We start from the raw sequence: 15,374 nt of genomic DNA, 5'->3' as shown, positions 1-15,374 counted from the left end.
ATGTGCAATCCGTTCAAATATTTCAAGACTTCGCCGGAGATCATCCGCCTGGCTGTGATGATGTACATCCGTTTTCCGCTCTCGCTGCGAAACGTCGAGGATCTGCTCCACGAACGCGGGATCGATATCACGCACGAGACGGTGCGGTTTTGGTGGAACCGCTTCGGGCCGATGTTCGCGGCGCGGATCCGTAAACGTCGGGTTTCCAGTCTGAAATTCTCGAACTGGACTTGGCACTTGGACGAAGTCTTCGTCAAAATAAATGGCGAGCTTCACTATCTCTGGCGGGCGGTCGATCACGAAGGCGAAGTTCTTGAGGCCTATGTCACAAGGCGCCGGGATCGCAAAGCAGCGTTGAGATTTTTGCGCAGGACGATGAAGCGATACGGCAATCCGCACGTCGTAGTGACGGATCGGCTGAAGTCATACAAAGCCGCGATGAAACTGATCGGCAATGCCGGCCGCCAGGAGACCGGGCGCTGGCTCAACAATCGAGCGGAAAACTCCCACCTCCCGTTCCGGCGAAAGGAACGAGCGATGGGCAAATTTCGCAGCTTCGAAACGCTCCAGAAGTTCGTCTCAGCCCAGTCATCCGTCCACAATCACTTCAGCCACGAACGTCATCTAAGCCGCAGAGAAACGTTCAAGCAGAACCGCTCCGCCGCCCTGGCCGAATGGCGCCAGCTCGCCGCCTGAGTTAAGGTCGATGGTCGATTTCGGAGACCCGTTCGCGTTCGTCTGACAGCACCCCGGCGCGCGCAAGACAGCCACTCAGATGTTTTCATCTTGGCCGGCTGTTTTTACCCCGTCTTGGACGGGTGCGCTGACCAAACCGCCTGCCGAGACCCGTTCGTATTCATCTGACGGCCGCCTCTCAGTCTGGAGCGAACTCTCAAGACGGGTAGCCAACCCGGTTTTCCCCGAAACTCAGAGACCACTGAGCGCAGGACTGCGTCCACCATGGGGCTAGTCAGGTTCAGCTTTCCACCGGCTTGAGCTTTCGTTGTTCCGCTTCTTCACGCTCGAGCACGCGCAAGGCGCGTGAATCCGCTGACATGGCCTTCCAGAGGCTGAAACAGCAGACCAGCAAGACAATCGTAAAGGGAAGGCCGACGGCAATCGTGCCGGCTTGCAAGGCTCGCAGCGCCTCCGCCCCACCGCCATACAGCAGGACGATCGCGATCAACCCCTCCATGGAGGCCCAGAAGATGCGTTGCGGGATAGGGGCATGCAGTTTGCCGCCTGCGGTAATGCTGTCGACGACCAGCGAGCCGGAGTCCGACGAGGTAACGAAGAAGATCAGCACCAGGATAACCGCCATCATCGAGGCGATTTGGTCATAGGGCAGGTTTTCGAGCATCTCGAACAGGACCAGCGATACCTTGTCGATCCCGTCGGCCAGTTCACCGACGCCTGAATCGGCCTGCAGCAGGGCGATCTCGCCGAAGGTCGAGAACCAGGCGATGGTGATCAGGAGCGGAACAAAAATCACGCAGAACAGGAATTGCCGCACGGTGCGGCCCTTCGAGATGCGGGCGATGAACATGCCGACAAAAGGCGACCAGGAGATCCACCAGGCCCAATAGAAGATTGTCCAGCCATGGAACCATTCCGTATCCTCACGTCCGATCCAGTTCGATAGCGGCACGAAGTCGCGGATATAGTTGACGGTGTTCTCCCAGAAGCCGGTCAGGATGATCAGCGTCGGTCCGACTGCGAAGACGAAGAGCAGGAAGAGCGCCGCCATCGCCATATTGATATTGGACAGAACTTTCACGCCCCCATCGAGTCCGCGCACCACCGAGATGGTGGCGATGGAGGTGATGAAGACAATAATGCCGATCTGCAGACCGATACCGGCGTCCATTCCGAACAGATAATGCAGGCCACTTGATATTTGTTGTGCGCCGAGCCCGAGTGAGGTTGCCAGCCCGAACAGGGTCGCGATCACGGCCAACAGGTCGATAATATGCCCCGGCCAACCCCAGATCCGCTCACCGAGCAGTGGGTAGAAGGCCGAGCGAACCGTGAGCGGTAAGCCCTTGGAGAACGAGAAATAGGCCAGCGCCAGACCCATGACGGCATAGATCGACCAAGCGTTCAGCCCCCAATGAAACATGGTCGCGCTCAGTGCCAATTCATGTGCCGCCTCGGTGCGCGGCTCGACCCCGAGCGGTGTGCCGGACCAGCCGGTATAATAGGCCAGCGGCTCGGCAGCCCCCCAGAACATCAAGCCGATTCCGATGCCGGCCGAGAACAACATGGCGAGCCAGGACCCGGTCGAAAAATCCGGCCGTGCCTCGCGGCCACCGATCCGCAAGCGTCCGAGCGGTGAGATCATGACGAACATCGCGAACAGGAAGACGATGTTCACGGTCGAAACAAACAACCAGTCGAAGGTCTGCAACACCCAGGCGCGCGCCGCGAGCAAAACAGTTGATGCCGAATCCGGAAAGGCCAGCGTCAATCCGATGAAGGTGACAACCAGTCCGCCTGCGAGGAAGAACACCGGATTATGGACGTCCAGCCCCAGCACCTCGACATTGTTCTCGCCGGCTTTGTGCGAGGTTGAGTATAATCTACGGGTCATTTTGTTTCCTCAGCTCTCACAATTTCGCTTCCCAGCGCCCGCTTCAGCGGATCAAGCCAGGGTTCAAAATGACGCCATTGTCCGATGCCGCCCTTGTTGATTGGCTGGCGCACCTGTTCGGATGAGGCTGTGCGTACAGCGCGTTTGGTCGTGTGGAAGTCGACACAGGCCTGCTCGAAGGGCAGGCCGCAGAACTCCAGGATGCGCCGCACCTGGGATTCGACGTCTTCGACCACGTCCTCATGGTGCACACGCAGAATCTGGCCGGGCAAAACCGTGTCCCAATGCGCCATCAGTTCGACATAGGCTCTGTAATAGCGGCCGATCTCATCGAGCCCGTAGGTAAACTCCTGCCCTTCGGCGAATAATTGCTTGAAGCCGGAAAAGCAGCACGCCATCGCGCCGCGCCGGGCATCGATAATCCTGGCATTCGGCAGGATCAGCTTGATCAGACCGATATGCCGGAAATTATTCGGCATCTTGTCGGTGAAGAAAGGCGCGCCTTGGCGGTGTATCCGGGTGTTTTCGATATAATCCTCGCCGAGCTCGCGCAGTTTGTCGGCATCCAGATCATGTAAATTCCGTGGATAGAAGGTCTTGTCGCTCACCCGTTTGCGGCCGCGCAGCCGGTGCGACAGGGCGAGAATATTGGGCAGTTCCAGCGTGCCATCCACTTGGCTATGCGAGGCCAGGATCTGCTCGATCAGGGTTGAGCCGGCCCGTGGCAAGCCGACGATGAAGATCGGGTCTGGCGCCGGACATCCCTTGTCGGCTTGCTTTTTGAACAGGTCCGGCGTGCAGATACCGGCCTGCGCCGCCAGTTCTTCTTCCATCTGATCGGAGGTATAGCGGGCCTGGGTGCGCTTGAGATCATTGCCGCGCTCATAATATTCAAAGGCGGCGGCATAGTCGCCGCGATCCTCAAGTGCCTTGCCCAAGGCAAAGCAGAGATAGACGCGGTCCTGAAACCCCAGATCGGGTCCGGCTTCCTGCGTCCGCAAGGTCGACAGCTCGTCGTCGGAAAAGCTGTAAGTTTTGAGATTGGCGAGCGCATACCAGGCATCGCCGTGATCGGCCTTGATCCGGGCAGCGGCCTGGTAGGACGCGACCGCCCGATCCTGCTCACCCAGGGTTTTCAGCGCATGGCCGCGCGAGGTCAGCGTCGCCGCGTCCTCGGGCAAGGCTTTGAGAATCGTCTCGAACAGCGCCAAGGCCCTGTCGAAATCGCCCGTCTGCATCGATTCAATCGCCAGATGCGATTGGAAGAGCGGATTGTGGGGCTCACGGTCGTAAAGCGTCTTTGCCTGCACCAGAGCGGCTTGGAATTTCTGCCGCCGTCTGAGTACGTCAATGAAGTCCAGGCGCAGCTGAATATTATCCGGATCCAGTTCGAGCGCTGTCTCGAGCAGGAAATCGGCATCTTCCAGCACGCCGAACCGTTTTCCGATCTCGGCGAGCAGGCGCATCCCCTCGATGTCGCGGGGGTTCTTCTGCATGTAGGCGCGGCAAAGCTGTTCAGCCTTCAGCAGCTTGCCTTCGTAAAGAAGGTGAGTGACGGCGACGAGGTCCTTGGGTAGGGCTTGGAGCCGCTGCGCTTGGGCTTCGACCTGGTCTGCCTCTGACCCGCGGCTCAGCGCTCTCAACGCCGCCGTTTGTGCCGTCCAGCTCGCAAGTAGGGCAGGATTGAACTGGCAGGCTCTTTGGTATGCGAGCAGGGCTCGCTCGAGATTGCCGGTATCGCGGTGAAGGTGACCCTCTTCCTGATAGGCGCGGCCAAAGTCCGGGACCAGTTGTTTCAGGGCCGTGAGATCCGCCAGAGCGGCCGGGGCATCTTTCAGATAGCGATGACAAACCGCCCGCATATAAAGCGCTTCGATGGTGTCCGCTTCGGACGGCATCGCGCGGTCCAATAGGGTGAGGGCTTCGCGGAACTCACCGGCATACATGCGCGATTGCGCGGTTTGCAACAGGTCGGGTTGGACTTCGGCTGCTTCGGGCAATTCGGTTTCCGTATGATAAAGGTGAGCGCCCCGCGAAATTGCGGGGCGCTCACCCTGAATATCAACTGACTTCAGTCGAGTGTGGGATCAGTATTGAACCCGCGCCCGTAGGCCCCATGTCCGTGGACGGGCGATAGTCACTCGCTCACGGTCGTAGACAAAGTTATTGCTCAGTTGGGCGCGCTCGTCGGTCAAATTGTTGACGAAGGCTTCGATGCTCCAGCGATCACCGGTCAGACCCGTGGAGAAACTGGCCATGGTGTAGCCATCCAACGCCACCTTGTTGATCTCGATCACATCACTGACGGAATCGCCGGAATAGACGATTTGCGGCATGACGTGTGCGGTCAGGCCATTGTCCAGCTCCCATTCATAACGGGCCCGGATATTCCCCTGGAAGCCCGGTGCGAAGGCCAGTTCCGAACCGACCAGCACATCATTGGTCGGCGTCAGGACTTCCGTGATTTCTGTGTCCAGAACGGAGAACGCGCCGGTGACCGTGAGGCCGTGCACATCCATCGGTGCCCAAGTGACATCGCCTTCAAACCCGCGGATTTCGGCATTCGCCGCATTATCCGAGAAGAAGAGATTGGTGATGGAGGGATCGAAAATTGTGGTTTGCAGATTTTCAACATCGACAAAAAAGACATTGCCGTTGAACCGCAACTGGTTGTCCGCCAGGTCCAGCTTCCAGCCGAGTTCGTAATTGGTCACCACGTCACTCTCGAGAGCAAACGGAACGGTGAACCCGCCAGGGCCGGATGCGCCGCCAGGGCGGTTCAACAGGCCGGGGCGGAAGCCTTCGGAATAGGTCGCGTAGAACAACATGCCATCGCGTGGTGTCCACTGACCGGTCACCTTGTAGATGAAGCCTTCGGTACGTGCCGCATCGGGAGCACCCAGTGCCGCCGCGACCGAGGCCGGAATGCCCGGCGTGTTCGGGTCGGTATAGGTGATGTGGTTCGCTGCGTTGCAGGAGCCGTGGAATGTCACAGAGCCATCGCCGTTATAGAGGTCAGAAATATCCGTTCCGAAGGCATTGATGTCCGGCTGAAAGCCGTTGCAAAAGGAGGAGTTGGCGCTGCCCTCAAGGTCGACGACAATGTCGTAATAACGCGTGCCGACAGTGATCGAGAACTGGTCGTTGAAATCGAAGCTCGCCTCACCGAAGACGCCTGATTGGGTGTCGGTTCTCAGCACATCATTGCGGAAGATGACGCCGGCCGGGAACGGGCCGGGATCGGAGATATAGCCGGTCGTGAACGGGTAGTTCGGCGAAAAGCCGGTCTGACCGAACAACACGGCATTGACTGAGCCGGGATAGGTGAAGTCATTGCGTTCGGCCAGTTCCAGCTCGCTGTAGAAGCCGCCGAATGTCGCACGGAAACGGCGATCTTCCGGTGTGTTGAAGCGAAGTTCCTGCGTGAAGACCGTCGTATCGGTTGAGGAGTTCACAAACAGGTTAGGCGCTTGGCACGTGCCCGACGGCGCTGCGGCGCCGGGATAGGAGACCGAGCCGTCGCAGATGTAATAGGGCAGGTATTGGCCCACGAAGAGGTAATCGGAATAGTCGACCCGTTGATCGGTCTGCCGGTCGGTATAGGCGCCGGTATAAACCGCGTCGAGCATGCCGAGGCGGCCTTCCAGCGTCCAGGCCGTGTTCTGGAAGGAGTCTTCCATATTGTCCTGTTCGTAGCGCTGGATTTCCAGATCACCGAGCGTCGGGTCGGAGAAGAAAACGCCATCGGTTTCCAGCGTTTGCTGACTATGCGTCACGCGTAGGCTGAAATCGGAGTTGATGTCCCACAAGCCACTGATGCGGAAGCCTTGATAGGTCGTGTCATTGAAGTTTTCCTCGACCAGGGCGGCATTGTTTGCATCGAGGAAGGTCACGCCTGAAAGATCGGCACCGGACTGGAAGCCTGCGCGATTGGCGCTCACCGGAACGCCGTTCGAGCGCATCGTCCCTGCGGAGCGGAAGCGGGCGCTGTCGCTGGCCGAGAGCGTGCCGGCGACATTGTCGATATAGCCACCCTGATTGTCGACATAGAACACGCCGCGAAGGGCGAAGTTCTCGGAGACCGGAAGGTTGATCACGGCTTCCACATTATTGCTCATTTCACCGTTTTCGGTGAAGGACAGGCCAAGGCTGGCTGACGCCTCAAACTCGCCAATGACAGGGGCGTTGGTGATCATTCGAACCGTGCCGGCCTGAGAGCTGGCACCGTAGAGCGTGCCCTGTGGCCCCGGCAGCACTTCGACGCGATTGATGTCGGCGGCATAGACGTCGAGATTGCGGCCGGGCTGACCCAGCGGCTGTTCATCGAGATAGAAGGCCACATTCGGCGCCAGTCCGGCAACGCCGGCTGTCGTCAGGTTTGGCGTCGTCGATGCGAGGCCGCGAATGTAAATCGTGTTCTGACCAGGGCCCGAGCCGCCGGCGGTCACGCCTGGCAACTGCATGAGATAATCCGTGAAGACGTTGACGCGGAGTTCTTCGAGCGTGCGCTCTCCCATCGCGTTGACGGCGATCGGGATCGACTGGGTGCTGGCTTCCCGCTTTGTCGCGGTCACCGTGATGGTCTCCACTTGCGCGGCGGCAATGCCGGTCGCAACGAACGCCAACAGGGCGGATGACAAAATGGTCGTCGTAAGCGCGCGCTTTTTGAGCATGGCTCTTAGTTACCTCATGATTTTTCTGATTTGGGGGGTGTAAGCGATCAACTGCGACATGGCTATATATAGATAGATGTCTAATGATTTACGGGGACGATGCTGATTGATACGCTTGGGTTTGAGCTTCAAAAAGGCGTTGTATTTGAATGCTATGGGGATTGTGTTGCATTTGTGGCACGAAACTTCTTTGCGTCTCTGGCCGAAATTGGGTCGTCAAAAACCGTATGAATTTCGTTGTCTAAACATCAAAATGACGTGTTGCGGCGCTCAGGAACCGGGTTAGGCTTGGCAGCGGCCAGCCGGTGATGGAGACGCCAGATGAACAGGCAGGACGATGTGTTGATCGCCGTTCGCCGGATTGTCCGCGCGGTCGACCTGCATTCCAAAAAGTTGATGAAAGCGAGCGGCTTAACGTCGTCGCAGCGGGTTGTTCTGCAAACGCTCACCCAGAAGGGGCCTGTGATTCCTAGCGCGATCGCGCGCGATGTATCGCTCAGCCAAGCCACAGTGACGGTTATCCTCGACCGACTGGAACAGCGCGGCCTGATCTCGCGGCAACGTAGCCAGACGGATCGGCGCAATGTCGTCGTCGAGATTAGCGATGCAGGCCGGCAATGCCTGGCCGATGCCCCGCCAGCGCTACAATCGGGTTTTTTGAAGTCGTTTGGTGAGCTCGCCGACTGGGAGCAGCAGATGCTGATCGCCTCGCTGCAGCGGCTGGCGGAATTGATGAGCGCGGAAGATGTCGACGCGGCGCCGATTCTCGATGTCGGCGATGTTCGCCGCACCGGGGAAGGCGAAATTGGCGCCGATCAACCGGTCTGACCTGAGCGTCCCAAGGTGCTTCCGGGGCGTCGTTCCCACCTGCTCCCGTGACAATGCGTCTCATCGGCAATCTCGGGACTTCAGGTAGATTTGAGAAATATCAAGTCACCATAGTTCAGAGGCAAAAATGGACAAATCCGTTGATCGGGGGGCCCAGCGGCGTGCCGCCCCGCCTTTCCTGCAAAATGCCTTTCGCCCCTTTTTCCTCGGCGGGGCGTTTTGGGCCGCCGCTCTGGTGCCACTCTGGGTGTGGGAATATGCTGGTGGCGGTTTTGGTCCGCAGGCATCCTTGGGCATGGTGGGACACGCGCATGAGATGCTCTACGGCTATCTGGCAGCGATTATCTGCGGGTTTTCACTGACAGCGATCCCGAACTGGACCGGCCGCGCGCCCGTCGCCGGCAATGGGCTGGCCGCGCTGTTTGCGCTCTGGGCCGCGGGCCGGGTTGCGGCGTTGACGTTTGACGGCGTGATCGCGACGACCATCGATATTGCCTTCCTGTTCGTCCTCGCTGCGGTGGCATTTCGCGAAGTCATGGCCGGGAAAAACTGGCGCAATCTGCCCGTCGTCGGATTGCTGACGCTGTTCGCCCTGTCCCACCTTCTGTTTCATTTTCCGGCCTATTACGCCGCCGCGATCCGCGGCACTTTTGCCGTTGCCGCTCTGCTGATCGCGGTGATCGGTGGCCGCATCGTTCCCAGCTTCACCCGAAACTGGCTGGCCTCGATCAACAGCCCGCACACTGCAAGCATGCCCGGGCCGATGAAGGTCTATGACAAGGGCGTGATCGCGGTGTTGGCGGTCGCGCTGGTGAGCTGGATCGCCGCTCCCGACGCAATGATCACGGGCGACCTGCTGCTTCTGGCTGGCCTGTCGCAGATCGTCCGGCTGGCACGGTGGAAAGGCTTTGCCACCTTGGCTGAGCCGCTCGTCTGGTCGCTGCATGCCGGTTATGCTTGGTTGGGCATAGCCGCAGGTCTAATCGGAGCGGGTATTCTCTGGCCGGGCAATATCCCAGCCTCCGCAGGGGTGCACGCCATGGCGGCGGGGCTGATCGGTACCATGACGCTAGCGGTGATGACGCGAGCGAGCCTTGGTCATAGCGGCCGCCCCCGCAGCGCCAACCGGGTCACCACCCTGATCTATGTGCTGGCCCATCTGGGGGCGATTCTGCGCGTTTGCGCGGCGCTGAGGGGCAATGATCTCACCCTGCTTGTGGCCGGTGCGAGCCTGTGGAGCGGGGCGTTTCTGCTCTTCTTCATTGGCTATGCACCGATGCTGTTCGGCTCAAAGCCGCCGGCGGTGAGCCGCTAGGTCCAGCCGTCGTAGCGCGATGTTTTCAATGGTAGAATTTCTACCGCCCCTCCCGCCAGTGCCGCCGGCGCATCGGCGGCGCGGCGGATCAGGCAATCGGCCTGGGAAAGGGCTGAAAGGGCTGAGGAATCCTGATTGCCGAGCGGTGCAACGGTGCCGTTGGATGGATCGCGAATGGCGCGAACGAAATTCTCGCGGGAGCCGTTTTCTTCCAGGTCGGCACCCAGTCTTGCTTGGCCGAAATCGAGCTCGGGGGGTTGACCCGTCAGCCGTTGCAGCACAGGCAAAAGACACAGCCGCGCCATCACGAGGGAGGACACCGGATTGCCCGGCAGGCCCAGTATTGGCAAGCGTCCCAGAGCGCCAAACCAGGTCGGTTTGCCGGGTTTTACGGCAATCTTTTCAAACGTTAGCTGGCCGCCGGCATCGTTGAAGACCTGACGCAAATGATCATGGTCACCGACCGAGGCACCGCCGATGGTGACGAGGAGGTCGAGGCCTGCGGCGGCATCCAGCTTGGCCCGGACGGCCGCTGGACTGTCCCGGGCGATACCCAGATAGACCGGCTCTCCGCCCCATTGGCGCACTAGCCCGTCCAGTGCCTTGGAGATCGAGTTGATGATCTGATCGGGGCCAGTGGCCTCGCCGGGTTCAACCAGCTCGTCGCCGGTCGACAATATCCCCACACGCGGCCGGACATGGACGGTCAGTTCGGTCAGGCCAGCACCGACGGCCAGGCCTATGGCGTCAGGGGTCAGGCGGGTTCCGGCCGGCAGGAGGAGCTTGCCCGCCTCGAAATCTATCCCCGCTTTGCGGACATTCGAATTTGGGCGACAGGTGTCGTCGAGATGGACCTGGCCGGCATCCAGCTTGGCGCGTTCCTGCATCACGACCTGGTCTGCACCGTTTGGCATCGGTGCGCCGGTTGAGATCCGGATCGCTTGGCCGGGACGTAAATCGCCGTAATGCCTTGCGCCTGCTGCGGATTCTCCGGTGAGTTCAAAGCTGGCCGGACCTTGGGCGAGATCGGCTGAGCGGATGGCGTAGCCGTCCATCGCGGAGGCGTCGAAGGGGGGCTGGGTGCGCTTCGCCAGCAGTGGTTCGGCGAGTACGCGGCCGCAAGCCTTGGAATAGTCTACGGTTTCTGCCGAACCGGCGGTGAGGGCGGCGATCAGAATGGCGCGGGCTTCGTCGAGGGAAATCATCGTTCTGTCAGCCTTGAGATGAGATGGCGGGGGCCTGCCCGTCGCGTTGCCGAAGGTTAGCCCGGTGGCGCATTTCGCGCCATCTGCCGACTGATCCCGGCTCACGCGTTAGCCTGCCGCCCGTTATCCGTTGAGTATCCGTTAGACCATCGTTGAGTGCTTGCCAGCATCGCGCACGGTGACCTTTCGTCGCGGCGGTGTCGGATTTCGCCTTTCGACTACTACTACAACATCTACAGGGTCAGCTTTGACGCTTTAGAGCGGCGAGGGCGTCGGGGGTGTTTATGTTGATGAACGGATCGCGCGGCCCGGTCGGCGGCAGGGCCAGGGCCTTGGCATTGAGAGTGGCGAGCAGGCGTTTGATCGAGTGGATATCCTCATCGTGCAGACGATCGCAGGCCTCGATCGGGATCAGGGCCGGAAGCGGTTGGTCCTGCCAATGGCAGGCCTGTCCAGGGGCGGCGGCGAGCAGGGGGGTCAGCTGAGCGGGACCGAGCAGGGGCATGTCGACGGGAATGATCAGCAGGCGTTGAAATTGCCCGCGCAGCAGACGGGTGGCGTCGAGGATGGCGCGGGCCGGGCCGGCATGGGGCTCACTGTCGGGCAGGCCGTCGATCTCGTCCGGACGGCCGCCGACATGGATGGCGTCCACCCCGGTGGCGCGCAGCAGGGCGCGGGCGCGGTCGAGCAGGGTCTCGCCCTGCCATTCGAGACTGGCCTTGTCCTGGCCCATCCGCGCCGAGCGGCCGCCGGCGAGGATCAGGCCGGCGAGCCGTCCGGGGTCAGCCTCTTGGGTCATCGATCAGCGGGGTCGGCTTGGCGTAGCGGGCGAGCCGTTCCGCATCCTCGATCGTGATTTGGCGGCCATCGACCGAGACGCCATGCGCCTGCAGGGCCCCGAAAGCCCGCGACAGGTTTTCCGGTGTCATACCGAGCATCGAGGCCAGATTGCGCTTGCCGACCTGTAATTCAACCGTATCGCTGCCGCCGGCGCGCGCGTGCATGCGCAGGATATAATTGGCCACGCGTTCGATCGACGTCCGCAGTTTGAGGTTTTTCATCGACTTGATGACAGCGCGGTAGCAGCTGGCCAGCTCCACGACGATGGCGCGGGCAAACTTGTCGTCGGTCGCAAAAGCGCGGCGGATATCATCTGATGGGATCAACAGGAGTTTGCTGGCTTCCAGGGTGCGCGCCGACATCAGATAGGGCGCGTCTTTGATACTGGCAGCGAGGATGAAAGTTGAGACCGGGCGCACCATCGCCATCGTCGATTCCCGGCCATTGGAGGAGCCGTACAGCTCAACGCTGCCTTCGACGACAATGTAGAGGAAATCGGCGGGGTCGCCTTCCTTGATCAAATCGATCTGCGCCGGGAAACGCTGCAAATAGGCGGCGGAGACCAGCTCGCCAAACACCGCGGCATCCATGTCCTTGAACAAGGACAATGCACGGACCGAATCACAATCCTCTGGCCTCATCTTCGACTCCGGTTCACCCAAGCGGCGAAGCTATAAAGCAAATTTGATAATCATCAACTGGAGACCCGTGAAATCGCAAGTAGGTATTCCACAAAAGTTTAAATGGTATCGCATTTTTGATATTTCTAATCAAAGACTTGCGGCGATCTGACGCGCGACGCGCTGTCCGGTTGAAGCCGTACTGTCTTCTCCGTATCGCTAGTCCCACAGTGCAACCGCCCGCTAGGGGACGGCAGGGGATTCGGAATGAATACGCTCGAAAACGTCACGCGAGGGCAGCAAAACCAGGCATTGGGAATGAGTACGCTCGCCTTCACCGCCTGCTTTGCGGTCTGGACCATATTCTCGATCATCGGCGTGCGGATCAAACAGGAGCTGGGTCTGTCCGAGACCGAGTTTGGCCTGTTGGTCGCGACACCGGTTTTGACCGGATCAATCAGCCGCATCTTCCTGGGCATCCTCGCCGAACAATATGGCGGCCGGTTGATGTTTCCGATCCAGATGTTGACGACCGCGTTCGCAACCCTGCTGCTCTCGCAAGCCAACACCTATCCGCTCTTCCTGCTTGCCGCGCTCGGTGTCGGCTTGGCCGGCGGCTCCTTCATTATTGGCGTCGCCTACGTGTCGCGCTGGTATGAGGCAAAGAACCAGGGCACGGCGCTGGGGATTTTCGGCGCCGGCAATGTCGGGGCGGCCGTGACGAATTTCGGCGCCCCCTTCCTGGTGGTCGCCTTCGGCTGGCAGCAGACGGCGATGATCTATGCCGCTGCGCTGACCGTGATCGCAATCCTGTTTTGGGTTTTCACCAAGGACGATCCGGCCCTCGTCGCCCGCCGCAAGAGCGGTGAAAAGCCGGCCTCGGCCATGATGCAGCTCGAACCCCTGCGAGACCCGAGAGTTTGGCGCTTCGCCACCTATTATTTCTTCGTCTTCGGCGCCTTCGTGGCGATGGCCTCGTGGCTGCCACGTTATTATGTCGGTGCCTATGGGCTTGACCTGCAGACCGCCGGCATGCTGGCCGCCGCCTACTCCCTGCCGGGTTCTGTGTTTCGAGCCCTCGGTGGCTGGATGTCGGACAAGTTTGGTGCCCGCGCGGTGATGTATCTCACCTTCATCGTCTCGCTGATCTGTCTCTTCATTCTGAGCTATCCACCGACTCACTACGTGGTCGATGGGATCCAGGGCCCTATCGAATTCAGCCTCGTAACCAGCGTGCCGGTCTTCGCGATCCTGACGATCGCGCTCGGCTTCGTAATGTCGCTCGGCAAAGCCGCCGTCTACAAACACATCCCCGTCTACTACCCGCACCATGTTGGCGGTGTCGGCGGGCTGGTGGGCATGATCGGCGGGTTGGGCGGCTTCGTGCTGCCGATCTCCTTCGGCATCGTCAACGACCTGACCGGGATCTGGACCAGCTGTTTCATGCTGATGTTCCTGCTCGTCGCGGTGTCGCTGATCTGGATGCACGTCGCGATCCGCCGCCAAGAGCATCGCAAATTCCCAATCTTGGCCGGGGAAAGATCACTCTCCGACCTGCCTGAAACCCCAATTCCCGCCTCAGCCGCGCGCTGAGACGGGGCCGGACTTCGTCGCGTCCATTTCTCTCCCCGGGAAACAGGCGGCGAAGTCCGGTACCAACCACAGAACAGATTAAGGAGCCCCTCGATGGGCAAGGACCTGAAGAATTGGAACCCGGAAGACCCCGTACAATGGGAAGCGACCGGCAAGGCCATCGCGACCCGTAATCTGTGGATCTCGATCCCGGCCCTGTTATGCGGCTTCGCCGTCTGGCTCTACTGGGGCATCATCACCGTCCAGATGATCAATCTGAACTATGGCTTCAGCCAGGCCGAGCTGTTCACCCTGACGGCGATCGCCGGTCTGTCCGGTGCGACCTTGAGAATACCATCGACCTTCTTCATTCGCCTTGCAGGAGGGCGCAACACGATCTTCCTGACGACGGCGCTCCTGCTGATCCCCTCGGCCGGTACCGCGATCATTCTGCAAAACCCCGAAGCGCCCCTGTGGCAGTTCCAGCTGATGGCACTACTGTCCGGTTTCGGCGGCGGCAATTTCGCCAGCTCGATGTCGAATATCAGCTTCTTCTTCCCCAAAAAGGTCCAGGGCTATTCGCTGGGCATGAATGCCGGGCTCGGCAATTTCGGCGTCACCACGATGCAGATCCTGATCCCGCTCGTGATGACGGTCGGCATCTTCGGTGGCACCTCGATGGTTCTGCAAAATACCTCAGGAACCCTGATTGGCCGTATTCCCGCCGGAACGGCGACCTTCCTGCACAATGCCGGCTTCATCTGGGTCGCCATCCTGATTCCGGTCGTGATCGCGACCTGGGTCGGCATGAATAATATCCGCGATGAATATGTCTCGCCCAATATCGGTTCACCCATCGCGGCCTTCGGAAAAATCCTTGGCATGCTGGCCATCGGCTTGGTCATGGCGGCGGGAGGGCTGTGGCTCATGCTGCCAGAGACGGCCGGCGGTTCCGGCTGGAATGTGTCGAAATGGCTGGTCCTGCCGCTGGTGATCGCCGCAACGGTGTTCGCGCTGAAACTGATCCCGGGGCCGATCCACAAGAGCCTTGAGCGCCAGTACAAGATCTTCAACAACAAACACACTTGGGCGATGACGGTCATCTACACGATGACTTTTGGCTCCTTCATCGGCTTCAGCGCCGCCTTTGGTCTGGCGATCAAGGTCATTTTCGGCTTCCAGCACCTGATGGTCGACGGCGTGATGACCCACACCACGATCAATGTCGATGGACCAAGCGCCCTGATGTTTGCCTGGACCGGGCCTTTTATCGGCGCCTTGATCCGGCCGATTGGCGGCAAGATCGCCGACAAATTCGGCGGCGCGCTGGTGACGCAAATCGTCTCTGTGGTGATGGTGTTCGCCGCGGTTGGCGTCGCCTGGTTCATGAAACAGGCCTATGGCTCCGCGACACCACAAGAATTCTTTGTGCCCTTCCTGGTTCTGTTTCTGATCCTGTTTGCCGCCACCGGCATCGGCAATGGCTCGACCTTCCGCACCATTGCTGTCGTGTTCGACCGCGAGCAAACCGGCCCTGTGCTGGGCTGGGCCTCTGCCGTCGCCGCCTACGGCGCTTTCATTATCCCGCAAGTGTTTGGCGAGCAGATCCGCGCCACCACGCCGGAGATCGCGCTCTACGGCTTCGCCGTCTTCTACACCGTCTGTATTGCCCTGAACTGGTGGTTCTACCTGCGCCCCGGCGCCTACGTGAAAAACCCATAGGAGGCCCTG

General features: G+C 60.1%; 11 protein-coding genes. 5 read left to right on the top strand and 6 right to left on the bottom strand.

Annotated elements, in window-relative coordinates; genetic code table 11:
* Positions 1 to 696, top strand: coding sequence for an IS6 family transposase (locus AAC029_RS02900; RefSeq protein ID WP_339743759.1), 696 nt, complete (start codon positions 1 to 3; stop codon positions 694 to 696).
* Positions 697 to 976: 280 nt separating this feature from the next.
* Here the strand turns inward: AAC029_RS02900 and AAC029_RS02895 are convergent, their stop codons facing one another.
* From AAC029_RS02895 to AAC029_RS02885, 3 genes are all read right to left on the bottom strand, one after another.
* On the bottom strand, positions 977 to 2,590 hold the full coding sequence (locus AAC029_RS02895; RefSeq protein WP_339743757.1) for a BCCT family transporter: 1,614 nt from the start codon (positions 2,588 to 2,590) through the stop codon (positions 977 to 979).
* Entirely contained in the window at positions 2,587 to 4,590 is a 2,004-nt protein-coding gene (locus AAC029_RS02890; RefSeq protein ID WP_339743755.1) for a sulfotransferase, read from the bottom strand. The genes AAC029_RS02895 and AAC029_RS02890 overlap by 4 nt, the downstream gene beginning before the upstream one ends.
* Before the next feature lie 87 nt (positions 4,591 to 4,677).
* Positions 4,678 to 7,263 carry a TonB-dependent receptor gene (locus AAC029_RS02885; RefSeq protein ID WP_339743753.1) on the bottom strand — a complete coding sequence of 862 codons (2,586 nt, stop codon included), beginning with the start codon at positions 7,261 to 7,263 and terminating at the stop codon, positions 4,678 to 4,680.
* Between the two features lie 321 nt (positions 7,264 to 7,584).
* Between AAC029_RS02885 and AAC029_RS02880 the strand changes: the two genes are divergently transcribed.
* Both AAC029_RS02880 and AAC029_RS02875 read left to right on the top strand, forming a co-directional pair.
* Positions 7,585 to 8,091: a MarR family transcriptional regulator gene (locus AAC029_RS02880; protein ID WP_339743751.1), complete on the top strand. Its 507-nt coding sequence runs from the start codon at positions 7,585 to 7,587 to the stop codon at positions 8,089 to 8,091.
* Positions 8,092 to 8,218: 127 nt separating this feature from the next.
* Positions 8,219 to 9,406, top strand: a complete 1,188-nt coding sequence (locus AAC029_RS02875; protein WP_339743749.1) for an NnrS family protein — start codon at positions 8,219 to 8,221, stop codon at positions 9,404 to 9,406.
* Here the strand turns inward: AAC029_RS02875 and glp are convergent.
* The 3 genes from glp to AAC029_RS02860 form a co-directional block, all read right to left on the bottom strand.
* Positions 9,403 to 10,611: a gephyrin-like molybdotransferase Glp gene (gene glp / locus AAC029_RS02870; protein ID WP_339743747.1), complete on the bottom strand. Its 1,209-nt coding sequence runs from the start codon at positions 10,609 to 10,611 to the stop codon at positions 9,403 to 9,405. The genes AAC029_RS02875 and glp overlap by 4 nt on opposite strands.
* A 241-nt stretch (positions 10,612 to 10,852) precedes the next feature.
* Entirely contained in the window at positions 10,853 to 11,410 is a 558-nt protein-coding gene (locus tag AAC029_RS02865; RefSeq protein ID WP_339743745.1) for a molybdenum cofactor guanylyltransferase, read from the bottom strand.
* Positions 11,394 to 12,092 carry a cyclic nucleotide-binding domain-containing protein gene (locus AAC029_RS02860; protein ID WP_339743743.1) on the bottom strand — a complete coding sequence of 233 codons (699 nt, stop codon included), beginning with the start codon at positions 12,090 to 12,092 and terminating at the stop codon, positions 11,394 to 11,396. The genes AAC029_RS02865 and AAC029_RS02860 overlap by 17 nt, the downstream gene beginning before the upstream one ends.
* Before the next feature lie 297 nt (positions 12,093 to 12,389).
* On the opposite strand from AAC029_RS02860, the gene AAC029_RS02855 reads away from it, so the two are divergent.
* Both AAC029_RS02855 and AAC029_RS02850 read left to right on the top strand, forming a co-directional pair.
* Positions 12,390 to 13,664, top strand: coding sequence for a nitrate/nitrite transporter (locus AAC029_RS02855; RefSeq protein WP_339743741.1), 1,275 nt, complete (start codon positions 12,390 to 12,392; stop codon positions 13,662 to 13,664).
* 93 nt (positions 13,665 to 13,757) lie between these two features.
* The gene (locus tag AAC029_RS02850) at positions 13,758 to 15,365 is read left to right on the top strand and encodes an antiporter (RefSeq protein WP_339743739.1); all 1,608 of its coding nucleotides are present in this window, start codon (positions 13,758 to 13,760) and stop codon (positions 15,363 to 15,365) included.
* Positions 15,366 to 15,374 lie beyond the last annotated feature (9 nt).

It is taken from the genome of uncultured Maricaulis sp. (assembly GCF_963975345.1).
In the GTDB taxonomy this organism is placed as follows: Bacteria; Pseudomonadota; Alphaproteobacteria; order Caulobacterales; family Maricaulaceae; genus Maricaulis.
The sequence above is the reverse complement of the archived record's forward strand: the minus strand, read 5'-3'. Positions and strand labels throughout refer to the sequence as shown.